Source organism: Thiopseudomonas sp. SA1F2-1K (assembly GCF_057443035.1).
In genome coordinates this window covers 577,536-594,481 of the sequence record NZ_CM172014.1, presented here as the reverse complement: position 1 = coordinate 594,481, position 16,946 = coordinate 577,536, and the positions used below count along the sequence as shown (strand labels likewise).

Here is a 16,946-nt window from a genome sequence, read left to right as displayed (position 1 = left end):
GGCATGCTGAATTTCCCAGTCCCTTACGCTGAAGAGTTGCTGTACAGCACAATCGCAAGAGCTGGTGTTCGGCAGGGGCTAATCAGCCCTAAACAATTACTGGATGAGGTATTTGGATCGCGTACTGTTATGGCAACGATTGACTTGCCCAGTAATATCGAAAAAGTTGCACGCTGGCTACCCAGCACACTCACTCCAGAAGCACTGATTTACAGCCATACATTATTCCCGCTCTATGCCCCATTTGTTCCTGAAGGTCGCCGTAGACAGTGTATGCAATGGCTAATTGGCTCTCAAGGAGCGTCCCAGCTTGCTTTAGGTGTTGCCGCATCACGAGTCCAAACACCTCGTTTTGTCCGCTACTGCCCAGGCTGCTTAATCGAACAACGTAACCAATATGGTGAGTATTTTTGGCTCAGAGAATGGCAAGCAGAAGGAATCGATGCATGCCCTAAGCATGGCGTATTAATTAATACACGTATTGCTAGGCCGCTTATTGAACGTCACCATTTTATTGCCGCATCTCCAGAGCATTGCTCTCTGACTAAACAGCGCGCTGGCAGCCAAGCGTCACTATGGGTCAATCATCAGGTACGACAACTACTGCAGTTTCCCGCTCAAACTTCGCCGAGCTTTGAACAGTGGTCAATGTACTATCGCAACCTCGCCAGCAAACTCAATTTAACGTACAGAAAAACACAAATAAATCATCAAGCGGTAAAAGACAAAGTCTTGCAAGCTTGGCCAGTGAAGTGGCTCAGCAGGCATCAGCTTTTGCCACAAGGTTCAAGTAAAAATGAGTCTGACTGGCTCAGATGTATCTTTCGTAAGCACCGAAAAAGCTTCAACTATCTTGAACACATTGTTGTGCACCAAGCTTTACTTGGAAATAACTGGCAAATTACTGAAGCCATTAAAGAAGCCAGTCAATACCCAATAAATAGTAATAAACAACAACTTGTTCAGGTTAAAACGCCAGTACACATCAATCTGACACTTGATCAAGAAGACTGGCTTAATTTATTAGTATTACACCCACCCAAGCAAGCTCGGCAAAATTCTAAAGCCCTATACGCTAGGCTATATCGTCAGCACCGCGAGTGGCTGCTAGATACCAATTACCAACATGCAGCTCCTAAAGCAAAGCCTATCAGTCGACGTGTGGACTGGGACAAACGGGACAGAGAGTATTTGCATGCTTTGCGACAGCTAACACTTTTCTTGCAATCTAATCCGCAAGGGCCTCGACGTTCTAAAGCCTGCTTTTTCAAACTATTGGGCAACGCTTCGACCGTTGAGAAAAATATTAGCCGAATGCCTTTATCCAATTCATTCCTGGCAGATCACGTGGAAAGCGTCGCACAGTACCAAATTCGACGCTTACAAAATGCCCACAACTACCTACTAACCCTATTTGATACGCCGCCACGATGGAGACTGCTGAGAAATGCTACCCTCAGTGATGAGCGGTTAACAGAACAGGCTAGAGTTTATTTAGATATATTGATGAGTACACAGCATGAAGTTCAAAGGTCTAAAAGACGATAGCAGGATCAAAGAAATTGGGTCTATATTCCGCCGCCATGGGGGCTCAGATTGGAATATTAATGTTAAATTAACTCCTCATCAACAGAAGCAATATTTTGGTTTTTCGCAAGTACCAATATTGGCAAGGCGTCGAGTACTCAATGCAACCAAGGCATTAACACAAGCAGGGTTTACGAGAAGTGTAACCATAGCGAGCACTCGCTCTTGGGAAGTTGAGCAGATCAAGGTATGCCCTATACCAGCGGTAAACCGCGCACGAGATGCTAAGCAATGGTGCTTTGTATTTGACTTCAATGGAGTCCGATACTTCTTGCCGCAAATTGAGCTGGCTCGTGTACTGTTTTTGCATACGGCCTACCTTGCCCGTCTATCGCTAATCCACAATGGTCTATCCCAAGAGTTCGATGTCCAGCAGGAAAGTGAACTAAATAAAGTCTGGATTAATATATTACCAACCTCTAGCTTGCCCCTAAAGGCAAGAAGTGATGACGCACTCAGACAACGGCTCGCCTGGCTTTTATTAGACGAGGATGTACGGCATTCATTTGAGAGTATTGCTACTTATCAGCTCAAGAATGGTTATGACAGTGATAAATATAGACTATGGGATTTTCAATTTGACCCGCCAGCGTTAGTAGGCGCTGAACTAGCACTACGTGGTCACTATGAGTCAGAATTGAATGCGTTCTTTGTGTATGAAATAGATGGCATCTCTAAACTGCCTTCCAGCTGCCCTACACACGTAGATATTGTTGACCCCAGATTTGATGTTGGACAGCCAGGGCAAGGGCGCTCAGGGCAAGCCAGATCCAATACAGGGGCAGAACTAATGATTGATGACGATGAAGAGCCAAACACTGACCTTGAAGAATTACAAATTGATGCACCTGCAGTGATATTTGAGTTTGCGCAGTCATTTAAAACAACACGTATCAGAGCAGGAAAAACCCGAGCAGGAGGCTATGGAACAAAAGAAGTCCAAACGGAGCCACTTGAAAAAAATAGCCTAGAAGTAAGCACCGATGAATCGAGTATTCACGGGACTCTATCGCCTGCAGACTACAACGCAACTAGCGAAAAAAATGATAACGCCGATATTTATACTGACAAATTTAAAGCTTTTGATGCGATGGTTCAGCAGTTAGTAAGCATACCTGATTGCACTCATATACATCGTGAAATTCGTAAGCTGCCAACTATTTATGGCTATTCTAAGCATCTGCGTAGAGATGGAAGTCCTCGCTACTTTGTGTGGTATCTGCTCAAGAAAGATAATCATTTGTATTCTCTAGTCGAGGTTGATACGACCGACAACTCAAGCAGCCTATCAACCCTGCTAATAAAGCATAAAAACGTATCATTAGACCCCCATAAATATATTGGAGAACTAGAAAAACAGTTAGTTAAGCAGTCATTAGTGTGGCCAACTCACTTTCTGACGCGAACACTCAAGGGCCATTACAAACGGATCTCGCACCCTCAGTCACCAGCCGAAAATAGAGGGCTACTAGATTGTAAGTCAATTCAGAAGTGGGCAGAAAGAGTAAAATTAGAAATTCTTTCAGGCTAAACTCGTTTCACTGCTACCGACTCTTTATACACATCCTGCGAAATTTCGCTTGCTAATTAAAGTCTGGAGATTTAATGCAGTAATTAGAAGTATTAAAAACAACAGGCCTTTAGATTTAAAATAAGTGAGTCGCACCTTGCTTTATAATTTATAAATTGACGCTTCCCTTGCAGGGTAGTATCATTAAGCCAAGTTTTCGATCGGTAGAGCCCATGAGGTTAATCAACGTACTTTTACTGGATAAGTTCAAGCGCAAGCATGCAGGCTCAAAAGTAGCTTTGGATGCCTGGCGTAAAGAGGTAGAGTGCGCCGATTGGAAAACACCACACGATATTAAAAATCGCTATCAACAGGCTGATTTTTTAGCGAAGAACAAAGTGATTTTTAATATTGGTGGCAATCATTACCGTCTTGTTGTGGTCGTTAAGTACCAGATGGGCATGGTTGTGATTGATTGGGTGGGAACCCATGCTGAATACAGCAAAAAGAAGTTTGAGTAGTGGAGGTGGCTTATGAATGAATTAGCAGCAGTAAAAGTGATTAAAACTGATGAGCAACACGCTCAGGCGGTTGCTCATTTATTACGCCTAATGGAAGCTGACGATAACAGTAATAATGACACCATCGAACTTCTTGCCTTAGTGATTGAAGACTACGAACGTAAAGCTTCCCCCACGCCAAGTGTTGATCCAGTCGACGCGATTCGTTTTCGCATGGATCAAATGGGTATGTCAGCCAAAGATTTAGCGCCTTACCTGGGTAGCCAATCAAAGGTGTCTGATGTGTTAAACGGTAAGCGCCCTTTAACCTTGGCCATGATGCGCAATTTGCATAAAGGATTAGGCATTCCTGCTGATGTATTACTGAACGAAAGCCCAATTGATATAGATTTAAACAAGCCGGCTCTTTTTGATTACACCAGCTTCCCTTTAAAGGAAATGGCTAAGCGTGGCTGCTTTGGGGCGAAGTACATTGCTGCCTCGCTTCCTGCGTTGAGTGATATTGCAGAAGAGCTCATCAGAAAGACGTTTGGAGATTTTTTGTCAGCGGATATGGCTCTATTGCGCGCTCCGCAAACACAAACAGGCACTCGCGCCATGAATGATATGGCGCTGTTAGCTTGGGTAGCGATAGTCAAAAAGCAAGCCTTGGCAGAACCTATTGAGACATCTTACACACAGGGTGTAATTACCAAGGAGTGGCTTAGCGAGCTGGTAAAACTGTCTGAATATACTGAAGGTCCAAAGCTAGCCAAAGAATATTTAGCCCGCTACGGCATTGTTTTAGTCGTAGAGCCGCACTTCAAAAAAACCTATTTAGACGGTGCTGCCATGTTGTTAGGCGACCGTGCTGTAGTAGGCGTTACATTAAGATATGATCGTTTAGACCATTTTTGGTTTGTGCTTATACATGAGCTGGCTCATGTTCAAAAACATCTAAGCCCAGCCGAACCCATTGTTATGGATGATTTAGACGATAAAACCCAACGAGCAGAACAGCAAGAAGCAGAAGCGGATGAAATAGCGCAAGAAGCATTAATCCCTATGGAGGCATGGCAGGCTAGTATGGTTAAAAATACTTATGCTGCTGCAGATGCGCTTAAATTAGCACAACAGCTTAATATCAGCCCCGCCATTGTTGCAGGTCGCGTGCGTAAAGAAACGGGGAACTGGAGACTCTTGCATAACATGCTTGGTAAGGATGTTGTTAAGGCAATGTTTAAAATTAGCTAAGAAATAAAACAGAGAGAAGTGGCGGTAACCACCTCTCTGTTTAAATCGGTTTGATATAGGTGCCAAACCGACATTGGTATGCTGCAAACACAGCAAAAGTGATTTTAGAAGCTTTTGTATGGCATAGCAATGAAGAACCTGCACTTATTAAGGAGGTGAAATATGCTATGCCAAAGCAACTCAAGCTAGATCTACCCATGCCAGAAGGGTATGAGGTAAAGTTTGTGGCCAGTATTACGACTAAGCGTGGACACCGTATTTACGCAAAGAACTATGGCTTTCGAGCTTTTCCGATTGTTGTTAAGTCTGCGAGCTAATTAAGATTTAATAGCAAGCAACAGGCTCTTTGGAGCCTGTTTTGTTTTATGAAATTGGGTAAAGCCCTGTTTGACTGCATAAATGCTTAAGGAAAATCATGCCTATTCTTCATTGGCTCAATAAAGACCAAGCGGTAACAGCCGCGCAGAAGTCAACTTATCGTTTGCTTGAGGAAGTGCCGGAGCTGTCCTATGGCGATGCCGATAATGAAAATCTGCTAATTCAGGGTGATAACTTGGAAGCCTTGAAAGCGCTGATTCCTTTTTATGCTGGCAAAGTGAAGTGTGTTTTTATTGACCCGCCTTACAACACTCAATCAGCCTTTGAGCATTACGACGATAATTTAGAGCACAGCAAATGGCTATCGTTGATGTACCCGCGCTTGGAGTTGCTGCGGGAGTTGTTGGCAGAAGATGGCAGCATTTGGATCACTATTGATGACCATGAAGCGCATTATTTAAAAGTGGTGTGTGATGAGGTATTTGGTCGACGGAATTTTATTGCAAACATCATGTGGGAAAAAAAGTTTTCACCCCAAAATGACGCAAAATGGTTAAGTCAAAATCATGACCATATTTTTCTGTATGCAAAAAATCGTGATGGATGGTTTCCTAATTTATTAAAACGAAGCTTAAAACAGTCAAGAAATTTTAAGAATCCAGACAATGACCCTAGGGGGGCATGGAGTTCTGGTGATTACACTTGTGCAAAGTCAAAAAATGAGCGACCTAATTTATATTATCCGATAGTTAACCCAAATACTGGCGAAGAAGTTTGGCCTAACCCGGTTAGGGTGTGGGCTTATGATCAAAAATCACATCAGCAAAACGTAAGTGAGAATTTAATCTGGTGGGGGGTTAAAGGAACAAATAGCGTTCCACGATTAAAGAAATTTGAAACTGTAGTTCGCGAGGGAACTGTACCGACAACTGTCTGGCGCCACGATGACGTAGGAAACAACCAGACAGCTAAACGAGAAATTTTGGCACTTAATAAGGCACACCCTTTTTCGACACCTAAACCAGAGTCACTTTTGCAGAGAGTCTTGGAAATTGCCACTAATCCAAACGACCTCGTTCTCGACTCTTTCCTCGGCTCAGGCACCACCGCCGCCGTTGCCCACAAAATGAACCGCCGTTATATCGGTATCGAAATGGGTGAGCATGCACAAACCCATTGCCAAACCCGTTTACAGAAAGTCGTCGATGGCGAACAAGGTGGCATATCCAAAGCCGTTGATTGGCAAGGAGGCGGTGGCTTTCGCTTCTTTAAATTGGGTGAGGCGGTATTTGATGAATACGGTAGCCTAAATAGCGAGATTAAATTCCCGAGCTTAGCGGCACATATTTGGTATTTAGAAAACAAAACACCGCTGCAAGGCCAAGCGGATAGCCCGTTACTGGGTGTTAATAACGATACAGCGTATTACCTGTTGTATAACGGTATTTTAGGTGATCGTCGGCCACAAGGTGGCAATGTGCTCACCAGTGCCGTGCTCAATGAGTTACCTGATATTCAGAACCAGCAAAAAATTGTGATTTATGGTGAATCTTGCCGTTTGGGTGCTGCACGTTTGCAGCAAGCCAATATCACCTTTAAACAAATCCCCTATGACGTTGGCATGCTTTGAGTAAGGACTACACAGATGTTTAAATTAAAGGGCTATCAGCAGCGTGCTGTCGATGTCATGCAATCGTTTTTATCGCGTTGTTTGCAGGCCGATTCGGTTGCTGAGGCGTATAGCGCAGCACTGGCTGAACAAGATTTACCCTCGCATGCTTACCAAGAATACAGCTTTGGTCAAACACCTTATTTCTGCTTGCGCATTCCAACCGGTGGCGGTAAAACAGTGCTGGGCTCTTATGCGGTAGAAGTGGCAGCGCAGCATTATTTAGAAAGCGATGCGCCTATTACTCTGTGGCTGGTCCCGAGTATCACCATTCGCCAACAAACTGTTGAAGCACTGAAAAAGCCAGGTCATCCCTATAGGCAAAATCTTGACCGCGCCTTTAATCGCCAAGTGTTGGTGCTGGATATTGATGAGGTCACGCAGATTCGCCCGCAAGATATTGGCAGCAAAGCCATTGTCGTGGTTTCCACAATGGCGAACTTGCGCGTTAATGATACCTCGGGGCGCAAAGTCTATGCTTACCACGAAAACTTTGAGCCGCACTTTGCCAAAATCAATAGTAACCACCCTTCATGGTCACTATTAGAGCGTGTTACTGAAAGCGACCTGCAAGAAAACGGTTTAACCGAGACTGAGCTGGGGAAAGTAAAATTCTCCTTCGCCAACTTGCTAGCGGTATACCGTCCAATCGTCATCGTGGATGAAGCGCATAATGCGCGTACCAGTTTAACCTTTGACACCCTGCATCGTGTACATCCGGCAGTGATTATTGAGTTAACTGCTACGCCCAATACCACCAATAACAATGGCAGTAATGTGCTATTTCATGTTTCCGCAGCTGAGTTAAAAGCTGAAGAAATGATTAAACTGCCGATTGTGCTGACTGAGCATCAAAACTGGCAAGATGCCATACAAGATGCCGTTATTACACGTAACAAACTTGCACTTGATGCACAGAAAGATGAAGACTACATTCGCCCCATTGCGCTTTTTCAAGCGGAAAACAAAAATGCTGAAGTGACGGTTGAGGTATTAAAAAATCATCTGATTGAACAGCTGAAAATCGAAGCAAATAAAATTGCTGTGGTGACCGGCAATCAGCGCGAGCTGGACGGCATCAACCTGTTTGAACGCAGCTGTCCTATTGAATACATCATTACTATTGAGGCCTTAAAAGAAGGCTGGGACTGTTCCTTTGCTTATGTGTTTTGCTCGGTAAAGCAGGTGTCATCCAGCAAAGACGCTGAGCAACTGTTAGGGCGCGTATTGCGGATGCCTTATGCAAAACGCCGCATGATTGAAGATCTAAACCGTGCCTATGCGCACCTAGCGACCAGTAAATTTAGCCGCGCAGCGCAAGAGCTATCCGATACCCTGATTGCTATGGGTTTTGAAGAAATGGAAATTGCCGCGTTTTTACGCGAGCAAGCCGCACATCCGCAACAAGATGATTTGTTTGGTAATAATGCACCAGCGCAGCCACGCCCAGTGGTCGCACCCGCATTAGTGGTGGAGGTTGGTGAGCTGCCAGATTTTTCTGCGTTATCCGATGTAGAAAAACAACAAATCACCACCACCACAGATACGGCCAGCCAAACCACAGTAATAAAAATCACAGGAGAAGTTACAGAGAACATCCAGCAGGCGTTAACGAAGCAGGTGAAGGCGGGCAAAGATCGGCAAGTATTTGAACGCAATGTGCGTGTGCATAACCAAACGATTCAAGCCCGCAAAGCGCCTTCTGAGCGTGGCGAAGTGTTTGCTGCACTGCCGCAACTATGCATGATGCAACAAGGGCAGCTGGAGCTGATTGAATCTGAGGTGTTATTGCATGCCTGTAACTGGAATTTGCTCGACTATCCAGCCGAGCTGAAAAACTTCACGTTACACGAAACCAGTAGCAGTTTTGCTATTGATTTTGATGGCCAAAAAGTCATTTATAAGATTTCAGAACAAAAAGATGCCGTGCCTTTTAATCAGGGATTTCTTGACCTGACTGAGCAAGACCTGATTCGTTGGCTGGATAAAGAGCTGCGGCAAACCGATGTTGTACAACAGCAGTTGACTGGTTTTATCGCTGTGTTGATAAAAAATTTACTGCAAAAATACGATATGACACTGACGGCCTTGGTGCGAAATAAGTTTCCACTGGCGCGTGCCATTCGCGATTTAATTGGCATGTACCGTGCTAAGGCGCAGAGAAATAGCTACCAGCACTCTATATTTGATAGCAGCAGTACCGCCTGCTTGTCTGATGAGTTTTTGTATGAGTTCAAACCCGATAAATACCCGTCACGCCCGCCTTATTATTCGGGTAGTTTTCAATTTATGAAACATTTTTTCCCGCAGAATTTGATTGAAGATCTAAAGTCCGCGGGCGAAGAGTTCGAGTGCGCTAAAGCGATTGAAAGCCTACCGCAAATAAAATACTGGATTCGCAATTTAGTGCGCCGTGACCATGCTTCGTTTTGGTTGCCTTTGGCGCATAGCAAGTTTTACCCCGACTTTGTCTGTGAATTGAATGATGGCCGCATGCTGGTGGTAGAATACAAAGGTGACGTGTATGCCAGCAATGATGACTCGGCGGAAAAACGAGAAGTGGGTAATAAATGGGCACAGCTGAGTAACGGTAAATGCTTGTTCATTATGGCGGTAAAACAAGATCAAGAGGGGCGTGACGTTAGGCAGCAGATTTTGGATACGATAGTGAGGTGACTGAAGCCTATTTTTAATTAGGCTTCAGTGGTGAAGGAAGAGGCCCCACTGAGTGTGTGGATGCACAAGCCACCGAAGTGACTTGTGCACCGCTCAAGCACCGCCCCGTACTTCCTGTCATTGCTGACCATACACACGAGTCGATACTGAATAGCGCTCTTGCGAGCACTGGCTTCAGCCACTGGCGAACCAGTAGAAGATGAGAGGACACCCTTCCTTCAAAGGTAAGTATAACTTAATACGCCTGCTTCAGTTCCTTCTTCTCCAAAGAATTGAGCAAATCAATATCCTTCCAATCCACCTGTGCATAGCTTGTATTAATGCCCGTCAAAAAGTCCTGCAAATCCGCGCTGCCGGGCTGGGAAAATTGAAGGGTTCTAAAGAAATTTTTTATCCAAGCGGTCTTTTGCTTATCGGGTACATAGGGACACGAGAATAGGTCGAGTAAGAGATGAGCCTTTTCGCTATTCATCAAGACATCAGAGAGATCAGATAGTTTTTCCACCGCAGCATCCAAAAGCTTAGTCCTCAATTCTTGGTACACCTTGGAATCTCGCACATAGAACAGAGAGGCAACAATGGTGAAGTATGTTAACTTTCCCGCGCTGACAAAGAGCTCATCAATAATCTCAGGTGGCAACAGGTGATTATCGCCTAGCTCCCGCGTTGCTAATGCGATATTGAAGAATTCAAGGTGAACAAACCCTTCAATATCGCCAGCGTGTTTCATGCCACATTGGTCATGTAGCAACGAACAGGTTAGATCAAAAATCTTTTGATGTACCGTTGGGTAACCAGCAGGTAAATGCTGCTTGCTAAATCGTGCAGCTAAAATTAAGGACGTACTAAGTTTGTAAGAAGCACCAACAGAGGGGGCAACACTGTAAAGAAAGAACAGCACGTCAAGCAACACAATAAACGCATCAACATATTCAGCTTCTTGTATGGTGCTCGAAGGGTCGTCATGATTAACAAGCCGCTTGACTCGCTCAGTAATTACTGAAATTAAGAAGGAGGCAATCTCATCATAGGTTGATACGTTTGAATGACATAGAGCCTTCACTGAGTCAATGTAGCTTTTGGTTAATTTCCATTTATTATGAATGCTTTTAGGGCTAAGCTCACCTGTCCCAGTTTGCTCAAGGAATTTTTCAAAAAAAGAATTGGCTTGTTGCCCTGCGTCATAAACAAGCCTTGCCTTGGATGAGGAAAATGGCCTCCCCATGCATGTTGACTTTGCTGTGTTTGTATGAAGATTAAAATCAATTAGAACATCTGCATACTTATCATGAATTCTACTGGCAATAGACTCATTCCGAGCAAATATAAAAACGTCATCTACGTAGCGTCGAAATTCATAGTCTTCATGAAATTTCAAGTCCGCTAACTCTTGTATTACCCGTCGATCAATTTTCTGAAACAGTATTTCAGCAAATATCCGACTCACCTCAGGGCCTATCGGGATTCCGTTTGTCTCATTATGATTGCCGTGCCGGATGACGCCATCAAACTCCTGGGCAAAGGTAGAGGAGACAGCAACGTGCGATTTTGTAAAAGGTTTGTCCTTGACTGCCCAGGAAAGGCAGTGTGTATAGATGCTGTCAAAGCATTTTGTAACATCAAGCGTCTTTAGAAAAGAAAATCTTTTCTCCAATGCAAAGTAATCTCTCGAATTGAAGAATTTGTACAGACGGTCATATCCTCTGTACGAAAAAAATGAGGGTGCGTGCTTGGCATACCTGTCAATCCCATCGAGGGCGATGGAGCCGGTTTTATACTTGTTAATGTTCTCCCAAGAGCTTTTTGAGTAAAAGCTACTGGCAACTGTTTTGGGCGCGCGGATAGATGCCGGGCTGATAGAACAATAGTGTATTATTAGCTGTTCATATTTTTCATAGAAGACCCTTGCTTTCCACTGAGAGGCCGGATGCAGTAGAGCAAGACGTCGAAAACTCTTTGAATCTTTCTTGATCTTATATGTATATGGCACGGTCGAGCTTGGCGTTTTGCTGATGCCGTCATGCAAAACCAGAGATTTGATAACGGTACTTTGCACATGACCAGCACTATCTAGGGCAGCAATCTGGTCATAGAGCCCATCATTCGAGAAGATGATTGGGGTTTCAAACGGAGTGGTTTCCGTAATAAGAACCCTATTGTAGTCGCTACGGCGAATCCGATTTTTCTTCATTTTACGCCTTAGTAAATCCAGCAACTCTGGATCTGAGATATTCTTGCTGCAGAGAAGTGGATAAAACTACGGTTTCTGTGTCCTCTTGCAAAGCTATACGCGAGCAATTTGCGCCTCTGATGTGAAGAAATCATTGTGTTTGTTATCGAAAAAACCCTACCTTTTTTCGATAAGACTGCATTTCTAAGGAATCTATCCAGCTCTTTTAGGCCAGCAGCGTCATCTGAAATCAATGGGTAGCTATGATATATCCCGGCGATTTTCTTACCGCCAACTTTCGGGTTATACACACTGAAGTTTTGCGTCAAGAATGCGATGCGATCACGGAGCAATCCCCAGTCATTCGACTTAGCATAACTCAGGAATGATCGAACAACTCTTGTTTTCATTCGTTTGATCTTTTTCTTTGCGATATCCACGTGGACTTTCCGGTATAACTGTCCGGCCTTAGTTTTCCCCGCTTCCTCCTTGGTAGGGTTTTTAACTAAAAATTGATAACCAAGATAGTCAAACTGAAGGGGGGGGGACGCGATTGTAGAACTTTCTTTTGCCACTCTGGCCGTCGCTGCAACAATGTTTTTCTTATCAGGATTTAATTTAAGTCCAAGAGGAAGAAAGGATCGCAATTCCCGCAGAAAACATTCTTCGTCTTCCCTTGCCGACGAGACAATAATGATGTCATCGACATACCGGGAATAGTAAAATGTATTACTGGCCCAGCGCACCTTCTGATCGAAATCCCACATTAGAATTTCCGATAGAGCAGCACTAATAGACAGCCCCCTTGGTACACCGCGACCTCCAATCGAAGCATGGGCATCAAGCAGCGCCCCGATTAACTTCCTACTATGCGGACTCAAGCTTTTGATGCTCGAAACGGTATCAAAAATATGGCTCTTTTCGAAAGACTCGAAGAATGATCGAATATCCAGACGATAAATTCGATAAGGAACACCCTCTTCCAAAAGGAGCTTGAGGTTTCTGACGATCTGAGACCGCCCATCTACACTAAGTGAAGTGCTCTTTTTTAAATTCAATCGAAGTTTTCGCTCCACTAGCTCGTCTTGATGCCTAGCTAAGCGATAAACAGTTTTTCCTTTAAGAGGGAAACTTATTAGAGGTACATAAGGGGTATGAAAATGAGTAGTAGCTGATGCTAATGCTTGACTGAGGAGCTTCTCTCTAAAGTTATCTTGAGCTAAAGCCGGAATCCCACGAAAATCACTCTTATATAGGACACGTTCAAGAGTTTTTCTGCAAAAAGATTGATCGAATGAAAGTTCCCTTGCCATTTTACTTCCTCTATACCTTCAAAGCTTTAGATAATAGCTAATACCAATATTTTTTTAATTATGGCAAAAGATCGCTTGGAGAACATAGCAAAACCTCAGCAATTATATATAGCTTCTCTACCGTAATATTAACTTCTCCACGCTCAATACGCCCCATGTAGCTACGGTCAATGCCGCATGCCAAAGCTAAAGCATCTTGCGATAGGTTACGGCCCTTTCGTTCTAAGCGGATTCTAGCTCCTATGGCTTTTGCCAACTGTCCCATGAGCACAATCCCTCATATGAAAATGAAGGCGCAATAGTCAGTATTTGCGGACGTACAAGCCACGGACTATAATCCGCATTTATTTTGTAATAGTCTCAGGTACTTAATATGCAGTTGGAAATTTTGACCAAAGACCAGCAAGTCGCTGGTATCTGCGAAGACTATTGGCTGCAAGATGAAGATGGTAAATTCGTGCTTAAAGTGCGAGAAATTGCTGTTAAGCATGAAGTGAAAGCACACATAATCAGCCAGTACGTTAAGCAGCACGCCTACGTTTGGTCAGCGTCAATTTGCTGTAGAAGTTGTGAAGAGCCATGTCGTTTTAGCACTCGAATCCAGTATCAAGAACGTAATCGCTATGCAGGTTCTATATGTCAAAAGTGCTCAGAGGCTGCACGCAAAAAAACTGCAGATCAGAAGCGAAATATTCTTATAGAGCTTCGGTAAGAAGCAGCCAATAACAAACCTGACCTAGCTACGCTGGATCTCAAAAGCATTATTTATCTACTCGCTATCATTCATGCGTTGAGCAACGAAGATCTCAGTGCGATTGAGCCATTAAGTGATTACCCTAACTACACTCTATCCCCTGACCCTATTTTTGATCGATATATTCTGCGACATTTGATTGATAAGCACTTGCTATTGATTAGCTTAGATTCCTCTCCAGAAGCCGTAGAGTTTGCCGCGGATGGTACAGCCAGCATCAGCTTTGTCATGTCTACATTTGATTTCGCACTAGACCAGCAGGACATGAGCAAACTCATTCATGACTTTCTAGACACTGAAGTTTTGCAAAACATAAAGCACTCTCCTGAGCTTATTGAACTGTGCAAGGAGATTCAGTTACAAGAGTGCCTAGCCTTCCTTAAAGTGAAACTAGAAGAACACCAGTTTGATTTTTCACCAGGAGAAAAAACGCAGCATACCCTAAGGCAATGTCTAAAAACGTTCAGCGTAGCTCAGACCTATAATTTCCTTTGGCGTGCAGCTCGGGATGCTGCTGCCTATTATATGCGCAGTTACGTTTCTAAAAGACAGGCAGCAAACACGGTAGTTAGGTCGATATCTCGGAGCTTAGAGCAAGCTCTAGCAAATGATTGGAATGTGACAGCGTTCAGTAGAAACTACGATCTACCCCAATCTTCGCTCAGTCATATTGTTTTTAATGTCCTGTTGGGTACGGATGATGGTGGTTTTAAGCAGCCATTACATGAACTGCTACAGGAAACTGATACCCAAGCAGGATGATGAGCAGAAAAACGACAGGCATGATTTAAGCTAAGAAGCCTTACACCATGCCTGTTAATAGTTACCAACTTTATTAGTACGCTTTTACCCTAAAAATCTCATGAGAGCCTCAAAAGTTACCAACTTTATTTTTTGCTCTGATTTTATAGGCTCGATAGAGTGCGGCTTTGCGCTGAGCTTTGTTACCAACTTTATTAGCATCCCACAGCAACGACAAGTGATAGAATTGCTACGTGACTTACAAGTCAAATACAACCTCACATACTTATTCATCAGTCATGATTTGGCGGTGGTTAAAGCCTTGTGTCATCAATTAATGGTGATGCGTCAAGGCCAAGTAGTAGAACAAGGGACTGCGGCGACTATTTTTGCAGCGCCACAGCATCCTTATACGCAGCAATTGCTAGAAGCAGCATTTATGCTGCCAGCTGCAGCGAATTGATGTTATTCCCCATACATAAGAGGAAATCACATGGGTTTTTTAGCGGGTAAACGTATTTTAATTGTTGGTGTAGCCAGTAAGCTATCCATCGCCTCCGGAATTGCCGCGGCCATGCACCGTGAAGGCGCTGAACTCGCATTCACTTACCAAAATGAAAAGCTTAAAGGCCGAGTAGAAGGCTTTGCCGCTGACTGGGGCTCCAGTGCTGATTTATGCTTTCCGTGCGATGTGGCCAATGATGCCGATATCGAAAATGTCTTTACTGAGCTAGCCAAACAATGGGATGGCTTGGACGGTATTGTGCACTCGGTAGGTTTTGCCCCTGGCGACCAACTGGATGGTGATTTTACTGAAGTAACTACCCGTGATGGCTTTAAAATTGCCCACGATATTAGCGCCTATAGCTTTGTCGCCCTAGCCAAAGCGGGCCGTGAAATGATGAAAGGTCGTAATGGCAGCTTATTAACCTTGACCTATCTGGGCGCTGAACGCACCATGCCTAACTACAACGTTATGGGCATGGCTAAAGCTAGTCTAGAAGCAGGCGTACGTTATCTTGCCTCGAGCCTTGGTCCAGAAGGCACCCGTGTTAACGCAGTATCGGCAGGTCCGATTCGTACCTTAGCGGCTTCGGGCATTAAAGATTTCCGTAAAATGCTCGGTGCCAACGAAGCGCAAACCCCACTGCGCCGCAACGTGACTATTGAAGAAGTTGGCAATGCGGGAGCTTTCTTATGCTCTGACCTAGCCTCAGGCATTAGTGGTGAAATTATGTACGTTGACGGTGGCTTTAACACTACCGCAATGGGTGCATTAGACAGTTAACCGTAAGGCGGTTATTGCAACCACAGCGACTGCCATCGTGCAGTCGCTTTTTTATGCCCTGATTTCCTTTACTCCAGCAAATGTTTTAGATTACCTCGGCTGCATTGTTAAGTGCAGCTGATTAAACAAGGAATACATGGAGTTTTATTATGTTGAAATCAATCACCACCCTCAGCTGTACCGCCCTAGCATTGGCTGCATTATCCAGCCCAGTAAGCGCTGAATCTTTTAAGCTATCGGCCCAAGAACAAAAGCTTATCGGTGACATGGAGGCTTGCATTGCCAATGGTCAGCCCACTTTTTTTGATAAGACCTTTGATAGTTTTTTAAAAAAATATGGTTTTTACCAAATGGATATCTACCCAGAAAAAGCTAAAAAACGCCTTCAAGTGATATCTGAAACAATCACCGAAAGTGAGCCTCCTGTTAACTTCTACCGCACTGAGTTTAAAGAGGGCGTTATCATGTCTCACTATAAAAATAGCGAGCATGGCAACCAAGGCGCCAGCCAAATCCAATTTATTGGAAAACAGCTAGAATTTGCAAAAAACGTCAAAATAGGCTCTTCTCGAAAAGCTGTATATGAAGCCTTCGGTAAGTCCAACTGCTTAATATCATCTGACGAAAATCTTTTAGTGTACGACTACAAGCAAAGCGAGGCAGGTGACTACGTTTTCTTTGTCTTTGATAAAAACGATCGCCTAATAAGGGTAAATTACTTACCCTATTCAGGCTAGTGTCTCCGGCTTAAAACGTTGTTAGCTGCGAAATAAGCAGCTAACAGGCTATTTAGACTACAGTTTTCTTATACACGCTTAGAGCAAAAGCATACTCTCAGCCTATACCTTTGAGCTATCCAAAGTAGAAATGCTAGCGGTACGTGAGCCCGTGATCAGCTTGCTCAATATTGATCAAACATTAGCCAAAACCGTGGCTAAACAACGTTTCTATCAGCGCGAACCATACCCCCTAACACTTAACGCAAGTTAAGCCGCTAATCGCAGCTATCACCCCGCTGCGATTAGCTTTAACCTAGCCCTACTGAATTTTGCGTTGCTTTTGACTTCCAGAATTCACAATAACGGGTTAAGGTGAAAGCCAAAGAAATTGATCGGCTCACTGCAGCTACCGTTTTGCCCCGCATGTATTGACCTGCCGCATAACCA

At 44.0% G+C, this 16,946-nt stretch carries 14 protein-coding genes and 1 pseudogene; 12 read left to right on the top strand and 3 right to left on the bottom strand.

What is annotated here, in order from left to right; genetic code table 11:
• Window positions 1-3: 3 nt before the first annotated feature.
• The 7 genes from AC2T15_RS02825 (at window position 4) to AC2T15_RS02795 (ending at window position 9,514) form a co-directional block, all read left to right on the top strand.
• Entirely contained in the window at window positions 4-1,548 is a 1,545-nt protein-coding gene (locus AC2T15_RS02825) for a TniQ family protein (protein WP_486778362.1), read from the top strand.
• A complete protein-coding gene (locus AC2T15_RS02820; protein ID WP_486778361.1) occupies window positions 1,520-3,118 on the top strand; it encodes a Tn7-like element transposition protein TnsE in 1,599 nt (532 codons plus the stop codon). Before AC2T15_RS02825 ends, AC2T15_RS02820 begins: the two co-directional genes overlap by 29 nt.
• A gap of 212 nt (window positions 3,119-3,330) precedes the next feature.
• Window positions 3,331-3,618: a type II toxin-antitoxin system HigB family toxin gene (locus AC2T15_RS02815; RefSeq protein ID WP_486778360.1), complete on the top strand. Its 288-nt coding sequence runs from the start codon at window positions 3,331-3,333 to the stop codon at window positions 3,616-3,618.
• 12 nt (window positions 3,619-3,630) lie between these two features.
• Window positions 3,631-4,851 carry a helix-turn-helix domain-containing protein gene (locus tag AC2T15_RS02810; RefSeq protein WP_486778359.1) on the top strand — a complete coding sequence of 407 codons (1,221 nt, stop codon included), beginning with the start codon at window positions 3,631-3,633 and terminating at the stop codon, window positions 4,849-4,851.
• Between the two features lie 167 nt (window positions 4,852-5,018).
• A complete protein-coding gene (locus AC2T15_RS02805; RefSeq protein WP_486778358.1) occupies window positions 5,019-5,168 on the top strand; it encodes a hypothetical protein in 150 nt (49 codons plus the stop codon).
• 98 nt (window positions 5,169-5,266) lie between these two features.
• A complete protein-coding gene (locus tag AC2T15_RS02800; protein WP_486778357.1) occupies window positions 5,267-6,799 on the top strand; it encodes a site-specific DNA-methyltransferase in 1,533 nt (510 codons plus the stop codon).
• 15 nt (window positions 6,800-6,814) lie between these two features.
• Entirely contained in the window at window positions 6,815-9,514 is a 2,700-nt protein-coding gene (locus AC2T15_RS02795; RefSeq protein ID WP_486778356.1) for a DEAD/DEAH box helicase, read from the top strand.
• 235 nt (window positions 9,515-9,749) lie between these two features.
• Here the strand turns inward: AC2T15_RS02795 and drt3b are convergent, their stop codons facing one another.
• Genes drt3b through AC2T15_RS02780 form a run of 3 tightly spaced genes read right to left on the bottom strand, consistent with a single transcriptional unit; the run spans window position 9,750 to window position 13,262 of the window.
• Window positions 9,750-11,705, bottom strand: coding sequence for an antiviral reverse transcriptase Drt3b (gene drt3b, locus AC2T15_RS02790; protein ID WP_486778355.1), 1,956 nt, complete (start codon window positions 11,703-11,705; stop codon window positions 9,750-9,752).
• An 8-nt stretch (window positions 11,706-11,713) separates the two neighbouring features.
• On the bottom strand, window positions 11,714-12,997 hold the full coding sequence (drt3a, locus tag AC2T15_RS02785) for an antiviral reverse transcriptase Drt3a (protein WP_486778354.1): 1,284 nt from the start codon (window positions 12,995-12,997) through the stop codon (window positions 11,714-11,716).
• 58 nt (window positions 12,998-13,055) lie between these two features.
• Window positions 13,056-13,262 carry a helix-turn-helix domain-containing protein gene (locus AC2T15_RS02780; RefSeq protein ID WP_486778353.1) on the bottom strand — a complete coding sequence of 69 codons (207 nt, stop codon included), beginning with the start codon at window positions 13,260-13,262 and terminating at the stop codon, window positions 13,056-13,058.
• A gap of 108 nt (window positions 13,263-13,370) precedes the next feature.
• Between AC2T15_RS02780 and AC2T15_RS02775 the strand changes: the two genes are divergently transcribed.
• From AC2T15_RS02775 to AC2T15_RS02755, 5 genes and pseudogenes are all read left to right on the top strand, one after another.
• Window positions 13,371-13,709, top strand: coding sequence for a hypothetical protein (locus AC2T15_RS02775; RefSeq protein WP_486778352.1), 339 nt, complete (start codon window positions 13,371-13,373; stop codon window positions 13,707-13,709).
• 78 nt (window positions 13,710-13,787) lie between these two features.
• Window positions 13,788-14,513, top strand: coding sequence for a hypothetical protein (locus AC2T15_RS02770; RefSeq protein WP_486778351.1), 726 nt, complete (start codon window positions 13,788-13,790; stop codon window positions 14,511-14,513).
• Window positions 14,514-14,721: 208 nt separating this feature from the next.
• Window positions 14,722-14,955: pseudogene (locus tag AC2T15_RS02765) on the top strand (ABC transporter ATP-binding protein); the annotation flags it as partial.
• 30 nt (window positions 14,956-14,985) lie between these two features.
• Complete coding sequence (gene fabI / locus AC2T15_RS02760; protein ID WP_053100051.1) at window positions 14,986-15,780, top strand: enoyl-ACP reductase FabI; 795 nt, start codon at window positions 14,986-14,988, stop codon at window positions 15,778-15,780.
• A 149-nt stretch (window positions 15,781-15,929) separates the two neighbouring features.
• Entirely contained in the window at window positions 15,930-16,517 is a 588-nt protein-coding gene (locus tag AC2T15_RS02755) for a hypothetical protein (protein ID WP_486778673.1), read from the top strand.
• Window positions 16,518-16,946 lie beyond the last annotated feature (429 nt).